This is a genomic window from Streptomyces sp. NPDC028289 (assembly GCF_055565975.1).
Map to the genome: position 1 here is coordinate 25,369 of NZ_JBVHTI010000016.1, position 20,357 is coordinate 45,725.

General features: G+C 70.4%; 24 protein-coding genes and 3 pseudogenes. 14 read left to right on the forward strand and 13 right to left on the reverse strand.

Going from position 1 to position 20,357, the window contains the following annotated elements; translation table 11 throughout:
• Positions 1-5 precede the first annotated feature (5 nt).
• The 8 genes and pseudogenes from ACZ4UV_RS49100 (at position 6) to ACZ4UV_RS49135 (ending at position 4,879) form a co-directional block, all read left to right on the forward strand.
• The gene (locus ACZ4UV_RS49100; protein ID WP_451022711.1) at positions 6-623 is read left to right on the forward strand and encodes an NADPH-dependent F420 reductase; all 618 of its coding nucleotides are present in this window, start codon (positions 6-8) and stop codon (positions 621-623) included.
• Positions 624-768: 145 nt separating this feature from the next.
• A pseudogene (locus tag ACZ4UV_RS49105) lies at positions 769-900 on the forward strand (integrase core domain-containing protein); the annotation flags it as partial.
• A 16-nt stretch (positions 901-916) separates the two neighbouring features.
• Positions 917-1,159 (forward strand): SPDY domain-containing protein, encoded by a 243-nt coding sequence (locus tag ACZ4UV_RS49110; RefSeq protein WP_451022712.1) that lies wholly within the window; start codon positions 917-919, stop codon positions 1,157-1,159.
• Positions 1,160-1,290: 131 nt separating this feature from the next.
• Positions 1,291-1,506, forward strand: coding sequence for a hypothetical protein (locus ACZ4UV_RS49115; protein ID WP_467848711.1), 216 nt, complete (start codon positions 1,291-1,293; stop codon positions 1,504-1,506).
• 247 nt (positions 1,507-1,753) lie between these two features.
• Positions 1,754-1,930: a hypothetical protein gene (locus tag ACZ4UV_RS49120; protein WP_451022186.1), complete on the forward strand. Its 177-nt coding sequence runs from the start codon at positions 1,754-1,756 to the stop codon at positions 1,928-1,930.
• 324 nt (positions 1,931-2,254) lie between these two features.
• Positions 2,255-2,626: an effector-associated constant component EACC1 gene (locus ACZ4UV_RS49125; protein WP_467848717.1), complete on the forward strand. Its 372-nt coding sequence runs from the start codon at positions 2,255-2,257 to the stop codon at positions 2,624-2,626.
• A complete protein-coding gene (locus ACZ4UV_RS49130; protein ID WP_451022184.1) occupies positions 2,623-3,981 on the forward strand; it encodes a caspase family protein in 1,359 nt (452 codons plus the stop codon). Before ACZ4UV_RS49125 ends, ACZ4UV_RS49130 begins: the two co-directional genes overlap by 4 nt.
• Positions 3,982-4,174: 193 nt before the next feature.
• Entirely contained in the window at positions 4,175-4,879 is a 705-nt protein-coding gene (locus tag ACZ4UV_RS49135; RefSeq protein ID WP_451022183.1) for a hypothetical protein, read from the forward strand.
• A gap of 472 nt (positions 4,880-5,351) precedes the next feature.
• On the opposite strand, the gene ACZ4UV_RS49140 is transcribed toward ACZ4UV_RS49135, so the two are convergent.
• The 5 genes from ACZ4UV_RS49140 to ACZ4UV_RS49160 form a co-directional block, all read right to left on the reverse strand.
• Complete coding sequence (locus ACZ4UV_RS49140) at positions 5,352-5,636, reverse strand: hypothetical protein (RefSeq protein WP_467848725.1); 285 nt, start codon at positions 5,634-5,636, stop codon at positions 5,352-5,354.
• Positions 5,637-5,804: 168 nt separating this feature from the next.
• Positions 5,805-6,149, reverse strand: a complete 345-nt coding sequence (locus ACZ4UV_RS49145) for a hypothetical protein (protein ID WP_467848728.1) — start codon at positions 6,147-6,149, stop codon at positions 5,805-5,807.
• 116 nt (positions 6,150-6,265) lie between these two features.
• Positions 6,266-7,033, reverse strand: coding sequence for an SDR family NAD(P)-dependent oxidoreductase (locus ACZ4UV_RS49150; RefSeq protein ID WP_451022181.1), 768 nt, complete (start codon positions 7,031-7,033; stop codon positions 6,266-6,268).
• A 96-nt stretch (positions 7,034-7,129) separates the two neighbouring features.
• Positions 7,130-7,792 carry a sigma factor gene (locus ACZ4UV_RS49155; RefSeq protein ID WP_451022180.1) on the reverse strand — a complete coding sequence of 221 codons (663 nt, stop codon included), beginning with the start codon at positions 7,790-7,792 and terminating at the stop codon, positions 7,130-7,132.
• A 432-nt stretch (positions 7,793-8,224) separates the two neighbouring features.
• A complete protein-coding gene (locus tag ACZ4UV_RS49160; protein ID WP_451022179.1) occupies positions 8,225-8,629 on the reverse strand; it encodes a winged helix-turn-helix transcriptional regulator in 405 nt (134 codons plus the stop codon).
• A gap of 105 nt (positions 8,630-8,734) precedes the next feature.
• Here ACZ4UV_RS49160 and ACZ4UV_RS49165 point away from each other — a divergent pair, with 105 nt between their 5' ends.
• A complete protein-coding gene (locus tag ACZ4UV_RS49165) occupies positions 8,735-9,343 on the forward strand; it encodes a malonic semialdehyde reductase (RefSeq protein WP_467848735.1) in 609 nt (202 codons plus the stop codon).
• A gap of 20 nt (positions 9,344-9,363) precedes the next feature.
• Here ACZ4UV_RS49165 and ACZ4UV_RS49170 read toward each other — a convergent pair whose 3' ends face one another.
• The 3 genes from ACZ4UV_RS49170 to ACZ4UV_RS49180 all read right to left on the reverse strand — a co-directional run bounded on the left by ACZ4UV_RS49170 (position 9,364) and on the right by ACZ4UV_RS49180 (position 10,463).
• A complete protein-coding gene (locus tag ACZ4UV_RS49170) occupies positions 9,364-9,897 on the reverse strand; it encodes a hypothetical protein (protein ID WP_467848739.1) in 534 nt (177 codons plus the stop codon).
• Positions 9,898-10,085: 188 nt separating this feature from the next.
• Positions 10,086-10,247, reverse strand: a complete 162-nt coding sequence (locus ACZ4UV_RS49175) for a hypothetical protein (RefSeq protein WP_467848742.1) — start codon at positions 10,245-10,247, stop codon at positions 10,086-10,088.
• Between the two features lie 6 nt (positions 10,248-10,253).
• Positions 10,254-10,463 (reverse strand): hypothetical protein, encoded by a 210-nt coding sequence (locus tag ACZ4UV_RS49180; protein ID WP_467848744.1) that lies wholly within the window; start codon positions 10,461-10,463, stop codon positions 10,254-10,256.
• A gap of 282 nt (positions 10,464-10,745) precedes the next feature.
• Between ACZ4UV_RS49180 and ACZ4UV_RS49185 the strand changes: the two genes are divergently transcribed.
• Both ACZ4UV_RS49185 and ACZ4UV_RS49190 read left to right on the forward strand, forming a co-directional pair.
• A complete protein-coding gene (locus ACZ4UV_RS49185; RefSeq protein WP_451018806.1) occupies positions 10,746-10,925 on the forward strand; it encodes a hypothetical protein in 180 nt (59 codons plus the stop codon).
• Positions 10,880-11,221 (forward strand): 2-oxo acid dehydrogenase subunit E2, encoded by a 342-nt coding sequence (locus ACZ4UV_RS49190; protein WP_451018805.1) that lies wholly within the window; start codon positions 10,880-10,882, stop codon positions 11,219-11,221. Before ACZ4UV_RS49185 ends, ACZ4UV_RS49190 begins: the two co-directional genes overlap by 46 nt.
• 687 nt (positions 11,222-11,908) lie before the next feature.
• Here ACZ4UV_RS49190 and ACZ4UV_RS49195 read toward each other — a convergent pair.
• The 3 genes and pseudogenes from ACZ4UV_RS49195 to ACZ4UV_RS49205 all read right to left on the reverse strand — a co-directional run bounded on the left by ACZ4UV_RS49195 (position 11,909) and on the right by ACZ4UV_RS49205 (position 15,525).
• The gene (locus ACZ4UV_RS49195; protein ID WP_451018787.1) at positions 11,909-12,751 is read right to left on the reverse strand and encodes an alpha/beta fold hydrolase; all 843 of its coding nucleotides are present in this window, start codon (positions 12,749-12,751) and stop codon (positions 11,909-11,911) included.
• 99 nt (positions 12,752-12,850) lie between these two features.
• Positions 12,851-14,480, reverse strand: a pseudogene (qcrB, locus tag ACZ4UV_RS49200) (cytochrome bc1 complex cytochrome b subunit).
• 106 nt (positions 14,481-14,586) lie between these two features.
• Positions 14,587-15,525, reverse strand: coding sequence for a 2-hydroxyacid dehydrogenase (locus ACZ4UV_RS49205; protein ID WP_451018788.1), 939 nt, complete (start codon positions 15,523-15,525; stop codon positions 14,587-14,589).
• A 181-nt stretch (positions 15,526-15,706) separates the two neighbouring features.
• Here ACZ4UV_RS49205 and ACZ4UV_RS49210 point away from each other — a divergent pair, with 181 nt between their 5' ends.
• The 3 genes from ACZ4UV_RS49210 (at position 15,707) to ACZ4UV_RS49220 (ending at position 18,280) form a co-directional block, all read left to right on the forward strand.
• Positions 15,707-16,471, forward strand: coding sequence for a class I SAM-dependent methyltransferase (locus tag ACZ4UV_RS49210; RefSeq protein ID WP_451018789.1), 765 nt, complete (start codon positions 15,707-15,709; stop codon positions 16,469-16,471).
• A gap of 928 nt (positions 16,472-17,399) precedes the next feature.
• Complete coding sequence (locus ACZ4UV_RS49215; RefSeq protein WP_467848753.1) at positions 17,400-17,834, forward strand: cupin domain-containing protein; 435 nt, start codon at positions 17,400-17,402, stop codon at positions 17,832-17,834.
• 203 nt (positions 17,835-18,037) lie between these two features.
• Positions 18,038-18,280: a hypothetical protein gene (locus ACZ4UV_RS49220; protein WP_451018791.1), complete on the forward strand. Its 243-nt coding sequence runs from the start codon at positions 18,038-18,040 to the stop codon at positions 18,278-18,280.
• A gap of 73 nt (positions 18,281-18,353) precedes the next feature.
• Here the strand turns inward: ACZ4UV_RS49220 and ACZ4UV_RS49225 are convergent.
• Together ACZ4UV_RS49225 and ACZ4UV_RS49230 are read right to left on the reverse strand one after the other, a co-directional pair.
• A pseudogene (locus tag ACZ4UV_RS49225) lies at positions 18,354-19,154 on the reverse strand (NAD(P)/FAD-dependent oxidoreductase); the annotation flags it as partial.
• Between the two features lie 359 nt (positions 19,155-19,513).
• Positions 19,514-20,269 carry a GNAT family N-acetyltransferase gene (locus ACZ4UV_RS49230; RefSeq protein WP_451018793.1) on the reverse strand — a complete coding sequence of 252 codons (756 nt, stop codon included), beginning with the start codon at positions 20,267-20,269 and terminating at the stop codon, positions 19,514-19,516.
• Positions 20,270-20,357: the final 88 nt, after the last annotated feature.

Sequence of the window (20,357 nt, forward strand, 5' to 3'; positions counted from 1 at the left end):
ACGTCATGACCACCATCAGCATCATCGGTTCGGGCAACATGGCCGCCGCCATCGGCACCCGGGCAGCCAAGCACGGCCACGCGATCGAGCTCATGAGCCGCAACACCGCCAAGGCTTTGGCGCTGGCCGACCAGATCGGCCACGGAGCCACCGTCGGCGCGCTCGGCGCAACGCCGGCAGGTGACATCGTCATCGTGGCCGTCCCGTACACCGGCGCAGTCGACGTGGTCACTCACTACGGCGACGCCCTTGCCGGCAAGGTCCTCGTCGACATCTCCAATCCCTTCAACGCCGACGCCAGCGGACTCGCGACCACCCCAGACAGCTCGGCGGCCCAGGAGATCGCTGCTGCCGCCCCCGAGGGCACACCCGTCGTGAAGGCGCTGAACTCGGTCTTCGGCCACGTCCTCGCTCGCGACACGCCCCTGGACGTTTTTGTTGCCGGCGACGACGCCGCAGCGAAGGCCCAAGTTGCGGCGTTTCTGGAGAGCATCGACTTGCGGCCCCTGGACACGGGAGGGCTCGCGATGGCTTCGGTCCTCGAATGGACCGGCATCCTGCTGATGGGGCTGGCCCGCAACGGCGCCGGCTTCGACATCGCCCTCGGCGCCGAAGTCAGCTGAACACCCTTTCGGTTTGGGCTGGCCGTCTCGGCTTTCCCGTGCTGACCGAGAGAGGTAAGTACGCGGCTGTATGACTGATACGACCTGAGTGACTGAGGGCAACCGTGTCCAGGGACGCCGTTGCTAGGCCACCTGAACTTTCACATCTTTCTGGTCGCTGGCCCAAGCCCGAGTCGTGATCAGCGACTGGAAGGAGGACTACAACCGGCGCCGACGACACAGCTCGCTCGGCTACCAAGCCCCAGCGGTCTACACTGTCGCATGCACCCGCCGATGAACGACTCTCACCAACCGTGGATCAGTTCTCGGGGTCCGGCCACGTCCGCTGCTCCAGCCCCGACGGGCTTGTGTGCGTGGGCTTCCTGCCCGAAAGCCGGGAAGCGGCGCGCGGCGAGCTGTGGCACGTTCACGGCACAGACAAGGACGGCACCACGGCCTGGCGCCCGGCCTTCGGTCCGGACATCCCAGCACAGGTCGTCGCCGGATTCCTCGCCGCGCTGATCGCTTTCCCCATGCGCTACTGCACTTGCGTCTGATGTCCGCCCAGTGGATGAGCTACCGCCCGTCCACGAAGAACTGCGTCGCGTTACGCGAATGCCCCCGGCGCGACGCAGGTCTCTGAGATTCCTCCCCGACCGCTTCTCCCCCGATCACCCAGGAGGCTGCCGTGCCCCACACGATCACCGTCGGCCAACTGATTCACCAGTTGCAGTCCGTCGATGCCGACCTGCCCGCGTACTTCGCCATCAACCCGGACTGGCCCCAATCCCACCGCATCGGCCGCATCGTGGAGATCACCGGAGCTGTCTACATCGCCGAAAACGGCCAGGAGGGGGTACTGCCGCCCGCGGTCCGCAACCAGCTGGACTGGGCCGACGTATGACCTGTCACCCCCTCACACAGTCCGCAGCGCCGCCGATCAACCCCTCCAACTTCGCGGACCACCTGCTCCTGGGTGATCTGGCCCATTACCCCATGCCACGGTCCGTGCGCAGCGCGCTCCTCCGCTGCGTGCCCCCTCATCCCACCCAGCCGATCCACACGGCGTGGACAACCGATATGGAGCCCGACCGCCTCCGGCCCGGCTCCATCCTGCTCAGCTGGAAGCCCGCCTCGGAGACGGAATGGATGTGACCGCTCACCTCCGTCTGGCGTCGACCGAGGTTCTCCTCGCCAGCTGGCCGGACCTCCACGACGACTGGACTGCCGTCGTACACCCCACTCTTCACGAGGTCATCGAGCTTCACAGGGCGCTGTCCGTGGCCACCGACGCGCTGCACCTCGCCAACCACCTGGCGACCCGCTGACGGTCCGTGCGTCGCGAACTTCCGAGGGCTGCCCCAGGATTCGTGACTGGGGCAGCCCTGGTGGCGTTGGGACATCGGAGTCATGTCTTGGGCCGACGAGTGCCCTCCTGTCCTGAGTTGGCTAGTGGCTCGGCTCGGATAGTTGGCTGGGTGATCAATCAATGGTCTCCTGGCGACCAGCTATCGTCGACGTTGGAACTTGGTAGTAGTCGTGGTTCGGCGTCCAGGCGTTCTCGGCCGATCGCAGGGTGGCCGAGAGACTTCGGGCATCGCAATTTCGCCGTTCGAGCGTTCGGGAGTCCGGTGCCCCGGCAGGATGATCCCGTGGAATCTACACGCCGCGTCCGGATAGCCGTCCTTAGCTCCGAGGGCGAGACCCTGCTCAGATCCCTGCTCGACTGGCTGCACCACGAGGACGAGTTGCGCGGCCGTGCGGTGCTGGAGCGGGCGGCGCCACGGCCTGGTGAGATGGGCGGACTGATTGACGCGCTGGTGGTGGCGCTGGGCTCGGGAGGAGCGGGAGCGGTACTCGCCCGGTCGCTTTCGACCTGGCTCTGGCAGCGACGCTCGGACCTCAAGATCACCATCACCTCGGACGGCCGCACTATAGAACTTGATGCGCAGCGGGTCCCCGACGCTCAGGCACTGATCCGGGAGGTCGGTGGCCTGCTCGGTGACGAGGAGCCCGAGCGGTGACGCGTTTCCCCGAAACTGCTCATTCCCGGGCTGTTCTGATCGGCACCAGCCGGTTTCCCCAGGCCCCCGAGCTGCCGCCGATCCCTGCCGTGGCCGCCAACCTGAACGCATTGCGTCAGGTTCTCACCACCCCTGCCGCGGGTACGATCACACCCGAGCTGTGCCAGGTCGTCTCCGATCCTGCCGACATGCAGCGCCTGGGCCCCATCCTCAGCAACACGATTCGTGAAGCGACGGACGTCCTGCTCGTGTACTACGCGGGACACGGCCTGCTCGACGACAAGGGCCGCCTCTACCTCAGCCTGACCGAGACCGAGCCGTCCCTGCTGCGCTATACGGCCCTGCCGCTCGATACCCTCCGCGAGGAGTTGGCCGGCAGCCCCGCAGCCATCCGGATCCTGATCCTCGACTGCTGCTTCTCAGGCCGGGCCATTGAGGCCATGGGCGATGAACAAGGCCTGATCATTGGCCAGTTGGAGGTTGCTGGCACCTACACCCTCACCTCAACCACCGCCAACGCACCCTCCCATGCACCGAGCGGCGAACCGTACACGGCCTTCACCGGTGCTCTGCTCCAAGCGCTCGGCCAATCTGGGCCACAGACCCTGGACGCGATCTACCAGCGGGTCACACAGAGCCTTGCCGCGCGCGGACTGCCGCGTCCGCAGCGGCGCGCGCTCAACACCGCCGGCGATCTCGCGCTGGTCCGCGGCCCAGCGGCGGCCGCTCCGCCATCCCCGTCCCCGGCGCACGACGAGGTGCGGTTGCGTCCTGACAAGGCGACCGCCGCCCGCGGCAGGCGCGAGCCCATGGTCATCGGCGGCGTCGGCACGCTGTTCATCGGCTGGTTCTTCACCGAGGCGCTGCGGACGGCGTCGGCGGACCCACTGAGCTGGTTGGGTCCCCTGCTGATCGGTATCCCGACGCTGTTCTTCCTGTGGCTCTTCGGGGCTGCTCTGTTCTCGAGCGACCGGCATGTAGCGACGCTGACCCTCAACTCCGCGGAGATCAGCTTCAGCCGTGGCCACAGTGGTGTCTGTGTGCCGTGGACGGACATCTCCCACATCGGGTTGATGCGGTGCTCGATCGGCGGTGGCGTCCGCCGACGGTATCAGGAGAGGCTGACGGTCCTGGCCGTCCGCCTGCACCCGGAGGCTCCCGTTCCGAAGACGAGTACGGGGCTCTCCAAGGCTCATCGTGAGCTCGGCTACGTGGGCATCTGCACCCTCGGGGCGATCGGGGCCGATCGGCGCAGTGTGCTGACGGCGCTCGAACGCTTCGCCGGACCCCGTCTCGTCCGTACGCCCAGTGATTTCCTGCACGTTGACCCGCGGCTCAGCCCGGACATGGTCTGAGCGGAGTCCATCGCGTGGCTCACCACGCAGCCCAGGCCGGGTAATGGGCCCAGATACGGATGGATGGGTGACTCCGGGGCGAAGTTGGTCTTCGATACGGTGCGCGCCCGCAGCGCGTCGAGCCGTAGACTCCGGCGGTGAACGCCCGCAATGTCTGGCTGTTGCGCGCTCTCACGGGGGAGGAAAAGTTCGCGTGCAGAACCCTTCGGACTCGATGGAGATCGCCGAGTCTGAGGAGAACGGCCAGAGCAATGCCGCCGACCCACCTGTTGTGGACGATCCAACACCCGACTCGGACTTCGACTCGACGTCGGCATCGATGGTTTTGGCGGAGGTACTCCCCGGAGTTGCTGTCGTCTTCGGTGAGGTCCCGGCGGAACTCAAGCTCGATCTGATCGACTTCGGGTTCGTTTCGGCCGCTGACCTCAAGCAGATCTCCACAGTCCTCGCCTCGATCGGAAACACGGCGACCGTGGCCGGCAACCTCGGAAACGCATTCGCCGGCGCGCAGGGGCTCTACAGGATCAGCAACGCGACACAGACTCTGCTGAAGACCGGTGGAACGCTCGCCATCAAGGATGGCGCGAACCTCGGAGCAGTCTTCGCCAACGGCAAGATAGTCGCTCAGGCCCGCTTCATCCCCGTGACCGCGGTGAGCGCGGCGCAGACCGCGGCCGCACTCGGGCCGGCGCTGGCCATGGTCGGCCTCCAGATACAGCTGAGTGAGGTCACGGGCCTTGTCAGGACCAACATCGCGCTGACCCCAGGTACTCACGACTGTCCGCCACGAGCAGTGGGCCGAGCTGACGGCACTGGTCGCCACCGTCGAGGACGTAGTCGATCAGGCGCGAAACGCCGAATCGGTCCCGACGTCCCTGTGGGACACCATCGCAGGTAAGAAGGCGGACCTGCGTACGCAGCGAGACCTGTACCGACTGAACGTCGACAATCACATCCGGCAGATCCATCGGCTCGACGGACACGGCCGCCGTGAGTATCTCGAGACGAACGCCGAGGCGATCCTCTTCGACGCCCACGCTCTCCTGTCCTCCGTCAAGGCATGGACCGGATACCAGGCGATCCACGCCGCGCGGGCGAGAGCCGCTGGACCCGAAGACGCGGGCGAGGCCCGGCTCGTCGAGGACATCGTGCGCCGTACCGGCAAGGAACTCGACGCCGCCCTCGCCGAGACGGCGGGCCTCGTCGCCTCACTGACACGGGAGCTACGAATCATCGCCGAACTCCCCGGACGTGACACGCTGTCACGTCCGGGGAAGCGGAGGGACTCGACTGCAGCCCGCCAAACCTCCGCCCGCCTTCTGGAGGCGATCCAGCCTCTTGCCGATGCGCTCCATCCGCCAGCCCCTCCCCTAGAGGCGCCGGGCGTCGTCTGCGCGCCCGAAGCACTGGATGTCGAGCCGTACCTTCGCATCCTGCGATGGTTCCTCGAAGACGATGAGACCCTCCGTGTTCTCGGCTTCCCCGATCAGCCCGATGCCCTCGGTGCGGGGGCGAGCGCCGCGGAAGGGGCTATGGGCGTGCGTGTGGACAGGCCGGCGGTCCGCGTCCGTCGCGAGGGCGATACGGACGAACCGGTCCAGCCCGAACCGTTCGGGGCCGGCGATCTCGCGCGCTCCGCCCAGGGGCCGGAACACCGCGATGTGCAGCGAGGTACATCGCCACGTCCATCAGGGACACCGGCTGCACGCGCAGCGGCGGCACCCGGACGGCGCCGTCCTCGGTGGCCGTGTCCGCGATGGCCTCGGCGGCCTCGAACAACTGGGTGCTGCGCAGGATGGAGTGTGGGATGCCGGAGCGTTCGATCAGGGCTTCCCGGGCGCGCAGCGCGGTGAAGGCACCGTCATCGCGGACCCGGTCCACGCCGACCGCGGAGAGGCACACGTGGTGCCGCACCCCGGCGGCGATCGCGGCGCGCAGGAGGCCGCCGGCCGGGCCGTTCTCCGTGGGGAACGTGCGGGTGGCCGGGGGGGACGGACGAAGTCGATCACCACCGCACAGCCGTGCAGGGCGTCGGCGACCTCGTCCGGGGTGAGTGCGTCGAACCCGGCGGGTGCCGAGACGATGCCCACCTCGTGTCCGTGGTCCCTGACCCACAGGGCGGTCTCGACGCCCATGAGTCCTCCGTCGTCGAACACCACGACCTTCATCGGGCATCAACCTCCTCAACGCCTGGTCGGTCGAGGGGTTTGACCGGTCCGGTGCCCGACGTGTGACACGGGGGGGCGGGAAGTACCACCGATCGGTTTCGCTGTCCGAGACGGTGTCAGACGAGTTCCAGGCCGCCGTCCACGGTGACGACCTGGCCGGTGGCGTGCCGTCCCGCGGGGTCGGCCATCCGCAGGACCCAGTGGGCGATCTCTTCGGTGCCCGCGATGCGGTGGGTGGGGATGCGGTCGCGTTCGTAGGCGTACATGTCGTCGGCGGCCTCGGGGGTGAGTCCGGCGTGCAGCATGACGTCGGTGCGGGTGGGGCCGGGGGCGACGGCGTTGACGCGGACTCCCTCCTCCGCCAATTCCAGCGCCCAGCTGCGGGTCAGCTGTTCGACGGCGGCCTTGGTGGCCGCGTAGTGCGCGCCGCCCGGCATAGGCCGGTGCCCGTAGGTGCTGGAGAGGTTGATGATGGTGCCGGAGGTCTCGCGCAGGTATGGCAGGGCGGCGTGGGCGAGGAGACTCGGCGCGACGACGTTCAGGGCGAGCAAGTTCGTGACAGTCTGCTCGTCGGTGTCGGCGAGTCTCATCACCGCTGTGGCACCCGCGTTGTTGACCAGGTGGTCAATGCGTCCCCACCGCCGTACGGCGGTCCTGATCACCTCGGCGGGGGCTCCCTCGGCGCAGACGTCGATCGCCAGGACGCCGATGCGAGGGTGAAGTGCGGCGGTCTCCGTCAGCGGTGCCTCGCGCCGTCCCACTCCGAGCACCTGCGCGCCCGCTTCGGCGAAGGCGACTGCCGTGGCCCGGCCGATGCCGGAACCGGCTCCGGTCACGATGGCCACGTGGCCCGCGAAGGTCAAGGCGGAAAGGTCTGCGGACATCACATGTTCCTTCTGTCTTCACTGGTATGCACACTCAATATGGTGCGTCCCACTCAACGGTTAAACATTGAACAGTGTGACACGGTCGGCGACTCGTCACGCGGCGGGGGCAAGCACCTTCACCAGGCCGTCCAGGTCGCCGGTGTGGGCGGCCGTCCGGAACGCCGCGGCGAGGCGGCGGTGCGACTCGACGGGGACCGGGCGCTCCCGGCCGGACTCCAGCCGGGCCTGGGCCCGGTGCACCACCACGCGCGCGTTCGGGGCGCTGATCCGCAGCAGGGACGCGAGTTCGGCGTAGGCGTAGCCGAATCCCTTGCGCAGGACGTAGGCGGCCAGCCGGTCCGGCGTCAGTCGCGCCATGAGCAGGGCCAGGGCCCCCTCGACCGCAATGCTGCGCTCGACGCTCAGTACGGGGTCCGGGGCGGCCCGGTCGCCGAAGTCGGCCAACTGCGGCTCGACCGGGACCTCGTGGCGGTGGCGGGCGGAGCGGACGACATTGATGGCCAGCCGGGTGGTCGCCGTCACCAGGAACGCGGTCGGGTTGTCGACCTCCGCGCGCTGGGTGAGCTGCCAGCGCAGCCACACCTCCTGGACCACGTCCTCGGCTCCAGTGACGTCGCCGAGAATGCGGTAGGCGATGCGGAAGAGCCGTGTCCGCTCGGCCAGGAAGGTGTCGAGGGCGGCGTCCATGTCGTCTTCCCCGGCCGGCCGGGCGAGCGCGGCTTCGGTCGTCGTGGTCTGCGGGCCGGTCGCGGGCATGGGGAACTCCTCGTGGTGGAAGGATCGCCCGTCCAGGGCGCGCCTCCACCCTCGCCGTGGGACTCCCGCCCCCGCGCCCCTGGCTCCCCGTGGTGGAGTCCGTGGGCCCCCGTGGGACTCCCCCCGGGGGCCGCTCCCCGAACCAGTGGGGCTTCCGTGGGCCACCCCCGTGGGGACCCCGTGGCCGAGCCCGTGGGGCCCACTCATGACCCGCCGTCCGACCGCCTGTACCCGCTACCGCATGAGGACGTTGATGTCGTGGTCGGCAAAGATCTCAATCTGACGGTCGCTTGGGTGTGGTCGCCGGCCACCGGGGTGCGGCGGGGTGCCGTTCCGCCGACCCCTACCCATGTCGCCGACCTGATGCGGGACGTGTCGGCTGACGCCGGGTCGCCGCGGCGGCTCATGTGAGCCGGGGAAGGCGCGTCCGGTTCAGTTCCTGGCGCGGCGCTGGGGGGCGGCCGGTGTTTCGGGCAGGTGGCGGGACGCCCAGCCGGCCAGCTCGCCGAGGATGGGCATGAGGGCCGTCCCGTCCGGGGTGAGCCGGTAGCGGACCATGACCGGCGGTCCGGGCTCGACCTCGCGCACGGTGAGCCCCGCGCCGGACAGCTCGGAGAGGCGCTCCGAGAGGACGGAATCGCTGATGCCCTCCACCGCGCGCCGCAACTCGGCGTAGCCCAGGGGCCCGTGCTGCAGCGTGGCCAGGATGACCCCGTTCCACCGCTTACCGAGGAAGCCGAACGCCCTCGTCAGGGCCCCGTCGCAGGACGCCGGATGGTGCTGCCCGGTGAGGGCGTCGCCCGCGCGGGGCGACCGGGGGTCCGCTGCTTCCGTCATGTCTCCAGGATAGCGAGGGTGCTACGCTCCCCCTTGCCACTCTGTTTTCCGAAGTGACATCGACAGACAAAGCCGCTTCGTATTTACGAGCTAGGAGAGTTCGACGTGACCACCTCGGTCCCTCTTTCCCGGGTCGGCGCCGACGCCCGGGCCGCGCTCTTCACCGACGCGCGCACCGCCTACTCCTTCACCGACACACCGGTCGACGACGCGATGCTGACCGACATCTGGGAACTGGCCCGCTGGGCCCCGACCGCCGCGAACCTACAGCCCCTGCGCGTCCTGTACGTCCGCACGCCCGAGGGCAAGGAACGCCTGCTGCCGCACCTCGACGAGGGGAACCGGCCCAAAACGGCCTCCGCCCCCGCCGTCGCGGTCCTGGCCGTGGACGACCGCTTCCACGAGCACATCCCGCACATCCTGCCGATCAAGCCCGAGCTGCGGGAGCACTTCGCCGTCGATCCCGCCCAGCGGGACGGCATCACGTCCTTCAACGGTCCCCTCCAGGCGGGCTACTTCATCCTCGCCGTCCGCGCTTGCGGCCTCGCCGCCGGACCCATGGCCGGCTTCGACGCGGCGGGGATCGACAAGGAGTTCTTCCCCGGCAGTTCCTGGCACTCCGTGCTCGTCGTGAACATTGGCCACCCTGCGGGCCCTCCGGAGTTTGACCGCATGCCGCGCCTCGCGCACGAGGATGCCGTCGCCTGGGTCTGAGCCGACGGGCTCCGTCCTCGCTAACGACCGGGCACGGCCGCCTTCTGTGTCAGGTTGCCGGGGAGCAGGCTCAGCAGGCGCACGTTGGTGTCGCTCTCGGTACCCGGCGTGGCGGTGTAGATGACGAGCCGCTGCGGCTGGGCGGGGTCGACCAGGGTCTGGCAGTGCAGGTCCGGCGTGCCGAGCTGGGGGGGTGGAGGAAGCGCTTGGGCGCGCAGGACGGTCCAAGGACGGGGCGCTCGCGCTCCGGGGTTCCGGGTGCCCGCGGCTGGCTCGAAAATGCCGTTCCTCCCCGCTCTCCCCGGGGGCCGCGGCGTGGGCCAGGAGCGGGTGCCCACGAAGGTCAGCAGGGGCAGGGCGGTCACGGCGATGAGCAGCCACCGCATCCACCGGAGGTTGCTGCGGTGCCGGGCCGAGTCGGCCTGGGCGATGCTGTCGGCGATGTGCTGTGTCACCGTCCCGGCAACGTACTTCTGCTCGTCGAGGTACCACTCCTCGATGTCCCTCTTCTGCCGGTGGCTCAGCCCGGCCGAATGCGCGAGGAAGGCGGCCACGCGCAGCCGGGCGGCGTTGAGATGGGCCTCCTGGACAGGTAGGCCTCCAGGTCGGCCAGCCCGCGAGCGGCCTGCTCATCCGTGCTCATGAATGCGCTCCCGAAGTAGGCAGCCCGGCGTCCGTGGCGGAGCCGGGCCCGCGAGGACGGCGCGGTGCCGCGGGCACCGTGCCTCAATACCCAGGCGGTTCAGCCGGTGGCCCGTACCGCCTCGTCGATCAGTCGGTCGCCGTCGCCCGGGCGGGAGACGGCGACCGCGTGGGAGGCGTCGACGGTCACGACCGTGGCCGTCGTGCGCTCGGCCATGAAGATCTGCACCTGGGCCGGGATGTTACGGTCCTCGGTCGCCACCAGGACTCAGGACGGGATGTCCCGCCAGGCGGGGGCGGAGGCCCTCTCGGCCAGCGCCGCGTCCGCCACCGGCCGCTGGGTGGCGGCCATAGGTCCGGACTGGACGTCGTCCAGGAGCTTGCGGGCGCCCTCGACGCCCAGTTCGTACAGCAGCGGCGGCTTCGCGGTTGCGGTGGCGAATTCCTGCGCGGCGCGTTCGAGAACGATGTCACTCATGGCGCGGTCCTTTACGGGCGGTGGGGTCGGGAGGCCCTTCCCTCCCCACAGACCGGGCCGGGGGGCCATGTGTGACGCGCCGGGCCATCAGGTACGGAGCGCGCCGCTGAGCCGGCCGCTCCGGCCCGGCCGGACACGCGGGTCCGTCGCCCCGCCACCCCGGCCACCGGTCGGGCGACGGACCCCGGCCGCCCGGTGCCCGCTCCGCCCCGCCCCGCCCCGCCGGACGATGACGCCAAGACCCGACATGACGCACTCCCCGCCACAGACGGCGCCACCCCCGTGCCCGTCCCGTTCCTCCTGATCGCTGGCGCCCGCGGTCGGTGGACCCTGCTCGCCACGGTGCTCGGGTCGAGCGTCCCGATGCTCGGCTCCACCGTCATCAACGTCGCGCTGCCGCGCGGGCCGTCCACGACCTGGCTGAGCGGGCCCGTGGCGGGCACCTCACGCCCGACGACGTGACGGGCGCGACGTTCACGATCTCCAACACGGGTTCGCGCGGCGCCCTGTTCGACACCGTCATCGTGCCGCCGAAGGAGGCCGCGATCCTCGGTGTGAGCACGACGGGTCAGGCGGCCCGCGGTCGTCCGCGACGGCGACGACGAGGCCATCGGCATCCGGGACCTGGGCACCTGTCGCTGTCGTACGACCACCGGCTGGTGGACGGGGCGGACGCGGCCCGCTACCTGACCTCGGTCAAGGCGATCCTGGAGGCCGCGGCGTTCGAGGACGACCTGTACGCCGACAGGGTTCCGTAGAACGACGGACCCCGCACGCGGCCGGCCCGCGGAGCTCTTCCCCGGAGGAAGGCGACGCGGGCCGGCCGCGTGCGGGGTCAGCGTGTCAGTGCCACATCGAGCACGGCGAGGTCGCGGGTCCGGGCCCATACGGTGACGGAGTCGCCCCCCTTTCCCCCGCGTGCGGTGCACAGGGGCGTCCGGGTGGCGCAGGATCGCGTCGATCCGTCCGTCGGCCGCCAGGAAGAGACCGAAGAGGGTGTCCCAGCCGCCGCTGAGCGCGTGCCGTGCCAGACCCCGCAGCAGGCGGATGCCCAGTCCACGGCCCTGCCAGGCGTCCTCGACCAGCAGCGCGGCCTCCACGGCGGAGTGATCCGGCATCAGGTGGCCGACGGCGATGTGGCGTCCGGTCATGTCCCGCACGGCCAGGTGGACCGGGGCGGGTCAGCAGTACGGGCATATAGGTGCCGGGGTCGGGCATCGCCCGGTGCTAGCGCTCCAGGGTCTGCGGTGAGCAGCGGCGGTGCAGCGCCACGGTGCGGGCGAGCTCGGCGGGCCGATGGGGGGTGATCCGCGGTTCGCAGCGCATGAGTTCGTCCTTGCACGTCCGGGGCCGGTGCGGTCGGTGGAGCGGGTCGCGGCGGCAGCGCGACGAGCCGTGCAGCCGGCGACAGCGCCCCGTCCGCACGGCTCGTCCCGCGTCGGGTGTCAGCGCACCGCGTGAGCGGCGTCCTCGATGACCTCGGTGACCTTCCCGGGCTTCGAGACGCTCACTGCGTGCGAGGACCGCACCTTCGAGGTGTGGGCGTGGGCCCGCTCGGCCATGAACTCCTGCGCCGCTGGAGGAATGTTGAGGTCCTGCGTGGCGACCAGGACCCAGGAGGGGATGGTCTTCCAGGCCGGTTCGGCCGCGGCCCCGGCCAGGGCGGCGTCAGTGATCGGCCGCTGGGTGACGGCCATCAGGTCCGTCGTGGCGCGGGGCACGTCCGCGGCGAACTGATGGCGGAACGTTGCGTTCTGGATGTATAGGTCATTGACCGGGGAGCCGTCGGCGTTCGTGGTCGGCACCGGGCGCAGCGCGTCGCCGAGGGTGCTGCCCGGGAACTTGCCCGCCAGGTCGGCCGCGCTCTCCCCCTTGTCCGGGAGGAAGGCAGCGAGGTAGACCAGCGCCTTGACGTTCTCGTTGCCGGTGGCGGCGTTGCTGATCACCGAGCCGCCGTAGGAGTGCCCGGCCAGGACGATGGGCCCGTCGATGCCGGCCAGGACGTCCCTGACGTAGGCGGAGTCGCCGCTCAGAGAGCGCAGCGGGTTGGCGACGGCGACTACCGGATAGTGGTCGTGGCGCAGTCTGCGGATGACGTCGTTCCAGCTCGTGGAGTCGGCGAACGCGCCGTGGACGAGGACGACGGTGGGCTTGGGCGCCTCGGTGGCGGGGCCCTTGTCGGCGGCAGCCGACCCGGTCGTGGTGGCGAACAGCCCGGCGAAGACGCTCGCGGTGGCGAGGGCGGTGAGTGCGGTACGGGCCCGGCTGGTGCGGACGGTTCGGTCCATGTCGATGGCCTTTCGGACGGGATCGGTGGTGGGTGCCCCGCCCGTCTCCCGGGTGGGAGGCGGGCGGGAGTCGGTCGGGAGGGGCGGGCGGGGGGCGGATCAGGGCCGGTGCCGGGCGGTGAATTCCTGGTGCTCGGGCGGCGAGGGTTTGGGGATCTGGGTGCCCGGGCCGTAGAGGACGCGACTGAGCGCGACGCGCAGGCGCCGGGTGGCGGTCCGGGTCCGGGTCGGCGCGGGTCCGTCCGGGTCCGGTTCGGGCGCGGGCTCCAGCGGCCGGTACTGCTCGTGGGCGGTGAGGGTGTGCAGCCGGGCCGGGTCGAGGGGCTCGTGGACCTCGACATACTCGCCGTGCGGCAGACGCTTGATGACGCCGGTCTCGCGGCCGTGCAGCACCTTGTCGCGGTCACGCCGCTGGAGGCCGAGCGCGAGGCGCTTGGTAAGGACGAAGGCCAGAACCGGGGCGACGAACAGACCGACACGCACGGCCCAGGTCACGGAGTTGACGGAGACGTGCAGCCGGGTGGCGATGACGTCGTTGGCGGCGCCGACGAGCGCCACCGCGCAGACGCTGAGCCAGGCCACGCCCAGGGCGGTCCGTACGGGACGGTTGCGGGGGCGGTCGAGGAGGTGGTGATCGCGGTCGTCGTCCGTGACCCAGGCCTCCAGGAACGGATAGGCGCCCATCGCGAGGAAGAGGAGCAGGCCGGCCAGCAGGGGCAAGAAGTTGTCCAGGGCCACGGTGTGGCCCCACACGTCGACCTCCCAACCGGGCATGACGCGCAGCAGGCCGTCCGCGACGCCCATGTACCAGTCCGGCTGGGATCCGGCGGAGACCTGGTCTGGGCGGAAGGGGCCGTAGTTCCACACGGGGTTGATCTGGGCCACGGCCGCCATGAAGAAGATCACGCCGGACACGAAGCAGAAGTATCCGGCGGACTTCACGGCACGGACGGCGAGCGGAAGGCCGACGACGTTGTTCTCGCTCCGGCCAGGGCCGGGGTACTGGGTGGGCCGGTGGCGCAGGGCCAGTACCGCGTAACCGACGAGCACCGCGATCATCAGCGCGGGGACGACCAGCGTGTGCAGGGTGTTGAAGCGGTCGATCAGGTCCTCGCCGGGGAACTCGCCGCCGAAGAGGAAGAACGACAGGTAGGTACCGACGACCGGGATCGACAGCAGCGTGCCGTTGACCACTTGCAGGCCGGTTCCGGACATCAGATCGCCGGGCAGGTCGTAGCCGGTCAGGCCGGCGAACATGGCCAGGACGAGTAGCAGGAACCCCAGCACCCAGTTCAGCTCGCGCGGCTTGCGCAACGCGCCGTGAAGAAGAGCCGCAGCAGGTGCGCGAAGGCCGCGGCGACGAAGACCAGTGCCGCCCAGTGGTGCGCCTGGCGGACGAGCAGGCCGCCGCGGACGTCGAAGGAGAGGTGCAGGGTCGACTCGAAGGCCCGGGACACCAACTGCCCCGCAGCGGCGCGTATCCGCCGTCATAGACGACGAGATCGGTGGAGGGGTGGAAGTAAAGGCTGAGGTAGACGCCCGTGATCAGCAGGACGACGAGACTGTAGAGCGCGATCTCGCCGAGCAGGAACGACCAGTGGTCCGGGAAGACCAGGCGCCGGGCGGAGCGGGCCGTCCCGCACAGGCCCGTCCGGCACGCCACCCACATGGCGAGCCGCTCTCCACCGCGCCCCCGCTCCGGTCCGGCCGGCCGACTGTTGTCGCCCATCTCGCCACCATTCGTCGCGCGGCACACTGTTCGGGTGCATTCATCAACTCCTGTCCCAGTCAAGACCGGTGAGGACGCAAAGGTGTGACACTAGGGCGGCCTGGTGTCAGCGTGTGACGACGTTCTCCAGTTCCCCGCCGGCGGCGAACCGGGCCAGCTGCCGTCGCACGAGCGCTTCGAGACGGGGCCACAGGCCGGGGGTGAAAGCGCCGACGTGCGGGGTGATCAGGACGCCGGGCGCGGTCCAGAGCGGGTGGCCCGGCGGGAGCGGTTCGGGGTCGGTCACGTCGAGGGCGGCCAGCAGTCGGCCGCCGTGCACCTCCTTCAGCAGGGCGTGGGTGTCAACGACCGCGCCCCGGGACACGTTGACGAGCAGGGCGCCGTCCTTGACGCGGGACAGCAGTGCGGCATCGAAGAGCCCGCGGGTCGCCGCGGTCAGCGGAGTGCACAGCACGATCACGTCGGCGTCCGCGACGAGCCGGGGCAGCAGCGACACGGAGCGCACCGGCCCTTGGGGCGTGTCCCGGTCCGCGCGCCCGACGCGGGTGACCGGGCAGCCGAAGGGCGTCAGGAGCTCCTCCAGGGCGGAGCCGACGGCGCCGTGACCGACGATGAGCACGGACCGTTCGTGCAGGGTGGAGAAGGTCCGCGGGTCCCAGTCCTCCCGGTCCTGGGCGCGGAGCGACTCCGGTATGCCGCGCAGGCTGGCGAGGATCAGCGTCAGGGCCAGCTCGGCCGTGCCGGCAGCCGGCACCCCCTTCGCGTTGCACAAGGTCACCTCACGGGGCAGCCGGTCCAGTGCCGCCCGCAGCTCGTCGGTTCCGGCGCTGAGCGCCTGCACCGCCTGCAGCCGGGTCATCCGGGCCAGCGGCCGGGCAACGGCGCCGATGTCTTTGGTCAGCGGGGGCACGTAGAACTCGACCTCCGCCGGGTCCGTGGGAAAGGCCGAACGGCCGTCCCAGCGGGCGTAGTCAAGGCCCGGGGGCAGATCGGCGAGGCGGCCGAACTGTGCGGGCAGCCATACCTGGGGGGATCGCGCGGTCATGACGACGTACTCCGCTCTCACGACGTTTTCCGGGGCTCCGGTCCGGTTCGGGAACGTCCCGAAAGGTCGCGGACGGAGCCGGACTATTGACTGCGCACCGTGTGCCTCTGTGACAACGGTCCGCGCTGCGGTCGCCTGTCCTCGCTGTCACACACTATGCTCATACGTTGTCATGTCGGGCATGCACACTATCCTCAGCGGACCGTCAGGCCTCCGACAGGAATCCGACTCCTACGCGGTCACCGCGGAGTTCTACGACATCTTGCAGGCCGACGCGGACGAAGCCCGGGTCCGCCGGCTCTACGCACGCCAGATCGCCGACGCCCGCACCGGCGTGCTGGACGTCGGGGCCGGTACCGGGCGAGTGACGATACTGGCCCTCGCCGACTCCTGGGCCGACGTGCACGCCGTCGAACCGGCCCGGGCCATGCGTACGTCGCTGCTGACCCGGCTCGCAGCCCTGCCCTCCGAGCAGCGGGATCGGGTCACCGTGCACCCGCACCCCCTCGACGAGACCGCGCTGGACGCGGTCGCGGACGTTGCCGTCTGCCACAACATGGTGGGTTGCCTTCCACCCGGCGTACGCGAGAAGTTGTGGCCCGCGCTCAGCAGGGCCCTCACCCCCCGCGGCTCGCTGTTCGTGCAGCTGCCGCCGGCCCGGCTCCCGGCCCGCACCGTCGTGCGCCTGCTCGCGGACAAGCGGGTCGGCGCGCACGTCTACGGCGGGCGCATGACAATGTCGGCCGCCGGCTACCGCATCCGGACCCGCGCCGACTACTGGGTCAGGGACGCCGAGGACGTGCTGCGGGAACACACCGAGACGTTCTGGATGTGGCCCGCGACGCGCGCCCAGCTGACCCGCGAGCTGGCAGCGCACGGGTTCGCCCCGCTCCCGGGGTACGAGGAGTCGGAGCTGCTGGCCGTGACGCTGCGCGGCCGCCGGTGAGACGCCGCACCTCAAGAGCCCCCACGGGTGCGGCACTGCCACAACCGGGCCCTCCGCCCGGTCATCCGCACGTCCCCGCAGACCGTTCGCCGTGTGTGCCACACCAACTGGGACGGGATGCAACGTGTCGCATGTGAAGACGTTCGTGATCGTCGGGGGCGCGGTCTGGCCGCCAGCAAGGCCGCGGAGGAACTGTGCGCGCACGGTCACGACGGGCCCCTCGTCGTCCCGGGTGCGGACCGGGGCCGGGTCGAGGGTGATCACCGCGCCGACCGGACCCGGTGGCGGAGGTCCAACCCTGCGGGCCGTGCGGCGGGCGTGCGCCGACTGTTCCTGCCGCCCCGGGCGCCCAGGCCGTGCCGTGCCGGGCCGCGACCGCCGGATCGGCCCGCTCCGGTACCGACGCGCGGGTGACCACGTGTCCACCGACCCCAGCAACGCCTCGCCGATCCCGGCCGGTGGCCCGGGCGCGGCCAGCCGGGCCAGCGCGAGGCGGCCCACGACGTAGCTCAACCAGGTCCGCGGCGTCCGGATGCGCGAACGCTCACCGCCGGAGAGCCCGTACCACCGCCGGTACGCCTCGTCGGTAAGTCGCTCGGCGGTCACCCGGCTGCCCAGCATCCACTGCGCGACCTCCACCAAGTGCCACCGCTCGTCGAGCAGTTCGCGAGCGGCAGGGCACCGCCGATTGTGCTCCATACCGACTCCCCCACCCGCAGGGTAGCGTCGTACGGAACGTTACCCGCTGCCCCCACCGCACCGGGAAGTGGGAGAGACGCTGACATCTCCGCAACGAAACACACTGTCGGACCGAACCTCGGCGTCCTGACCCACTCAGTGGCAATACAGTGTTACAAGTGAACGGGCCGCCCCTGAGGGCCGCTTGCCCCGGGCCGCTATTCGCCCTCACGTACCGAAGGGAATCATCATGCGTACTTCAGCACGCGCCGCGGTCGTCGGAACCTGCCTCATAGGGCTCTCGCTCGCCTCGACGACCGCCCAGGCCACCCCCGGCGGCCCCGGCGTCAGCGGCCGCGTCCTGGCCCAGCGGACCGTCGGCGACACCGACTACGTCCTCCGCGAGATCACCATCCCGCCCGGCCAGGCGACCGGGTGGCACTACCACGACGGCACCCTGTACGCCTTCGTCAAGCAGGGCACGCTGAGTCACTTCGACGCCTCCTGCGCCTCCGACGGCGTGTACAAAAAGGGTAGCTTCCTGAAGGAGCCGTCGGGCGCGGACCACGTGCACCTCGGCGAGAACCGGGGAGCCACGGACGTCGTCCTGGAAGTCCTCTACGTCCTGCCGCACGGTATCCCCTTCTCTCAGGACGCTCCGTCCCCGGGCTGCGAACTGCCGTGACGCGGCGGCCGCACGGCGGCTGTCACAGCTCCCGCCACTACCCGGTCAATGCGGTACCGACGGCTCGTGGCGGTCCGTGCCCCGGCCCCGCGGCGACAAAGGAGGAGCATGGCAGGGACATTCATCACTCGCGCCCGGGCGATCGCCGGTCCCCCGGAGCCCGTCCACCGGACTTCCGACGTGGGCCGAGGAGGGACACGAGGATGACTCGAGACGCCGACCGCCGGACCGACCCCGCCGCCGTCACCGTCTTGCTCGCCGCGGAGGCCGCCGTCCTGGAGGGACGGCTCGAGGTGCTCCGGGAGGCGATCGACGAAGTGAACGCCCGGATCCGCGCGGTGTCCGAGAAGATCAAACGGTCGCCCGCAGCGGGCGACCACGAGGCGCCGCCGGCGGACGAAGGGACCGTCACGGGGCTCGCTCCGTCCCCGGCCCGCCGTCCCTGACGGCCCGATCAACGGTGTGTTCTGCGTGGGACCGCCCACTCTGTTCTCGGCCGACGGGGCCGCTGCATATGATCACCACCTCGGTGTCCGTGGTGACCCGCAGATCCGCCCGTACGGTGAGCAGGCCCCGCTCGTCGACGGGCAGGTCGCTGTGGTCGTGCACGATCGGGTTGGCGGCGTTGCCGGCCGTCCACACCAGCAGGCCCGAGTCGTACTCGGTGCCGTCCGACAGCCGCACCCGACCGTCCTCGGCGGAGACCAGCTGGGTGTTCAGGTGCAGCCGCGCCCTCCGTTTCTCCAGTGAACGCACCACCCAGGCGCCCGGCCGGTCCGGGACCTCGGGCAGGATGCGGTCCCGTGCCTCGACCAGGTGGAAGGCCGGTTCGTCCGCGCCGATCTCCGGGTACTGCTTGAGCAACGCGGTCGCCAGGGCCAGCAGCTCACCAAATCCCTCCACTCCGGAGAATCCGCCACCGACGACGGTGACGGTGAGCAGTTTGGTGCGTTCGGGCCCGCGCGGCAGACCGGCCGCACGGTCGAACGAGGTGAGGAGGCGGTCGCGGATCGCCACCGCCTCCTCGACGTGCTTGAGTCCGTACGCCTGATCGCTCAGCCCCGGGATCGGGAAGGTCCGGGTGACCGCCCCCGCCGTCACCACCAGCACGTCGTAGTGCAGGTCGAGGGATGGCCCGGACTCCGGGCGGACCGTGACCGTGCGCACGCTGTGGCGGATCTCCGTCACCGAGCCCGCCACCAGTCGCGTGTAGTGGAGGTGACGGCGGAGCGAGACCGCCGCGTGCCGGGCCTCCACCGAACCGGCCACGACCTCGGGCAGGAAGGGCTGGTACGTCGTGTACGGGCGGGGGTCGACGACGCGGTGGCCGGATCACATGCCAGGGCTACGTGCGCGCCCTCTTCACCCGCATGTCAGTTTCGGAGACCAGGGACGTGCGGTGGCCGTACTGGATGGTGTACATCCTCTTGGACCACTGGCTGGCGCCGCAGCCGAGGAGTCAGCCGAAGAACTGCAGGATGAAGGCGCTGCTCGAGTGCCCGGCCGGAGGTGCAGAAGGCTACCTCGTCGGGGGAGGCGAGCGCGGTGAGCTCGCCAACCTAACCGGCACTCCCGGCAAGCGAAGTCCCGGCGCGATCCGCCGGCCGGGCAAACGAGCGGCGACGCCGGCGTGCAGGTTGGAGGGGCAGCGCGTACTCCGCATCCGGGCCGGCTGCGGCTCAGGCGGGGAAGGCGAACAGCCGGTACTCGGATGTCGTCGTGAAGCCGAAACGTCGGTACAACGGTTCGCCCGCAGGGCTGGCCACCAGCGCGGCGCAGCGCATCCCGCGCTCCCACCCCACCTGGAGCGCGGCGGCCGTCAGGGCCGCACCGACGCCCCGCCGGCGATGTGCTTCGGTCACGTGGACGAGGAAGATCCCGGCCACCCCGTGGGCGGTGATCACCACGGTCGTCCCGACCACTCGGCCGTCCAGCACGGCGGCCAGCCGGATGATGTCGGCGTTGTCCGCGCGCCGCGACTCGATGCGCACCATCTCGGCCTCCAGCCCGGGCTCGACACCCATCGACGCCCGGTACGTCCGGACCAACTCGGCCAGCCGTTCATCGTCCCGTACCGGCTCCACCCGCAAACCGGTGCGAGCGGTGTGCGGGACTGTGCCCGGGTCGGCCGGTTCGTCGAGCGGGAGCACCATCACGGGGAGGGCCGTGAGCTCTCGTCCACCGCGGCACCGCAGGACGTCGGCGGTGTCCTCGGGGCTGTCGGGTCCGACCCACCACCACCAGGGAACGTTCGCGAACTCCTTGCGGACGGCCGTCACGTCCGCCCCATCCGCGGACACCGACCGTACGCGTACGACGCCGTTGAACTGCGGGGTGGCAAGCCCGCTGCGGAACTGGTCGACGGTATTGCCCGCTCGGCCCTGTGTGCCCCATCCCATGAGGTACTGACGGAAGTTGGCGAACACCGAGGCCATGGCGCCAAGTTCCCGCGAAGCCTCAGTGCTTCGTACCCCGTTGTTCGACGTGCTGATCGGGCTTGCCGGATCCACCATTGCCACTGTC

What these genes read in the sequence shown, in the direction of transcription:
- ACZ4UV_RS49150 (WP_451022181.1), bottom strand. Translation starts at nt 7,033, where the DNA reads ATGTCCGCAGACCTTTCCGCCTTGACCTTCGCGGGCCACGTGGCCATC.
- ACZ4UV_RS49230 (WP_451018793.1), bottom strand. Translation starts at nt 20,269, where the DNA reads ATGGCCTCGGTGTTCGCCAACTTCCGTCAGTACCTCATGGGATGGGGC.
- ACZ4UV_RS49210 (WP_451018789.1), top strand. Translation starts at nt 15,707, where the DNA reads ATGCACACTATCCTCAGCGGACCGTCAGGCCTCCGACAGGAATCCGAC.
- ACZ4UV_RS49215 (WP_467848753.1), top strand. Translation starts at nt 17,400, where the DNA reads ATGCGTACTTCAGCACGCGCCGCGGTCGTCGGAACCTGCCTCATAGGG.
- ACZ4UV_RS49100 (WP_451022711.1), top strand. Translation starts at nt 6, where the DNA reads ATGACCACCATCAGCATCATCGGTTCGGGCAACATGGCCGCCGCCATC.
- ACZ4UV_RS49145 (WP_467848728.1), bottom strand. Translation starts at nt 6,149, where the DNA reads ATGAAGGTCGTGGTGTTCGACGACGGAGGACTCATGGGCGTCGAGACC.
- ACZ4UV_RS49180 (WP_467848744.1), bottom strand. Translation starts at nt 10,463, where the DNA reads ATGAGTGACATCGTTCTCGAACGCGCCGCGCAGGAATTCGCCACCGCA.
- ACZ4UV_RS49205 (WP_451018788.1), bottom strand. Translation starts at nt 15,525, where the DNA reads ATGACCGCGCGATCCCCCCAGGTATGGCTGCCCGCACAGTTCGGCCGC.
- ACZ4UV_RS49220 (WP_451018791.1), top strand. Translation starts at nt 18,038, where the DNA reads ATGACTCGAGACGCCGACCGCCGGACCGACCCCGCCGCCGTCACCGTC.
- ACZ4UV_RS49155 (WP_451022180.1), bottom strand. Translation starts at nt 7,792, where the DNA reads ATGCCCGCGACCGGCCCGCAGACCACGACGACCGAAGCCGCGCTCGCC.
- ACZ4UV_RS49160 (WP_451022179.1), bottom strand. Translation starts at nt 8,629, where the DNA reads ATGACGGAAGCAGCGGACCCCCGGTCGCCCCGCGCGGGCGACGCCCTC.
- ACZ4UV_RS49195 (WP_451018787.1), bottom strand. Translation starts at nt 12,751, where the DNA reads ATGGACCGAACCGTCCGCACCAGCCGGGCCCGTACCGCACTCACCGCC.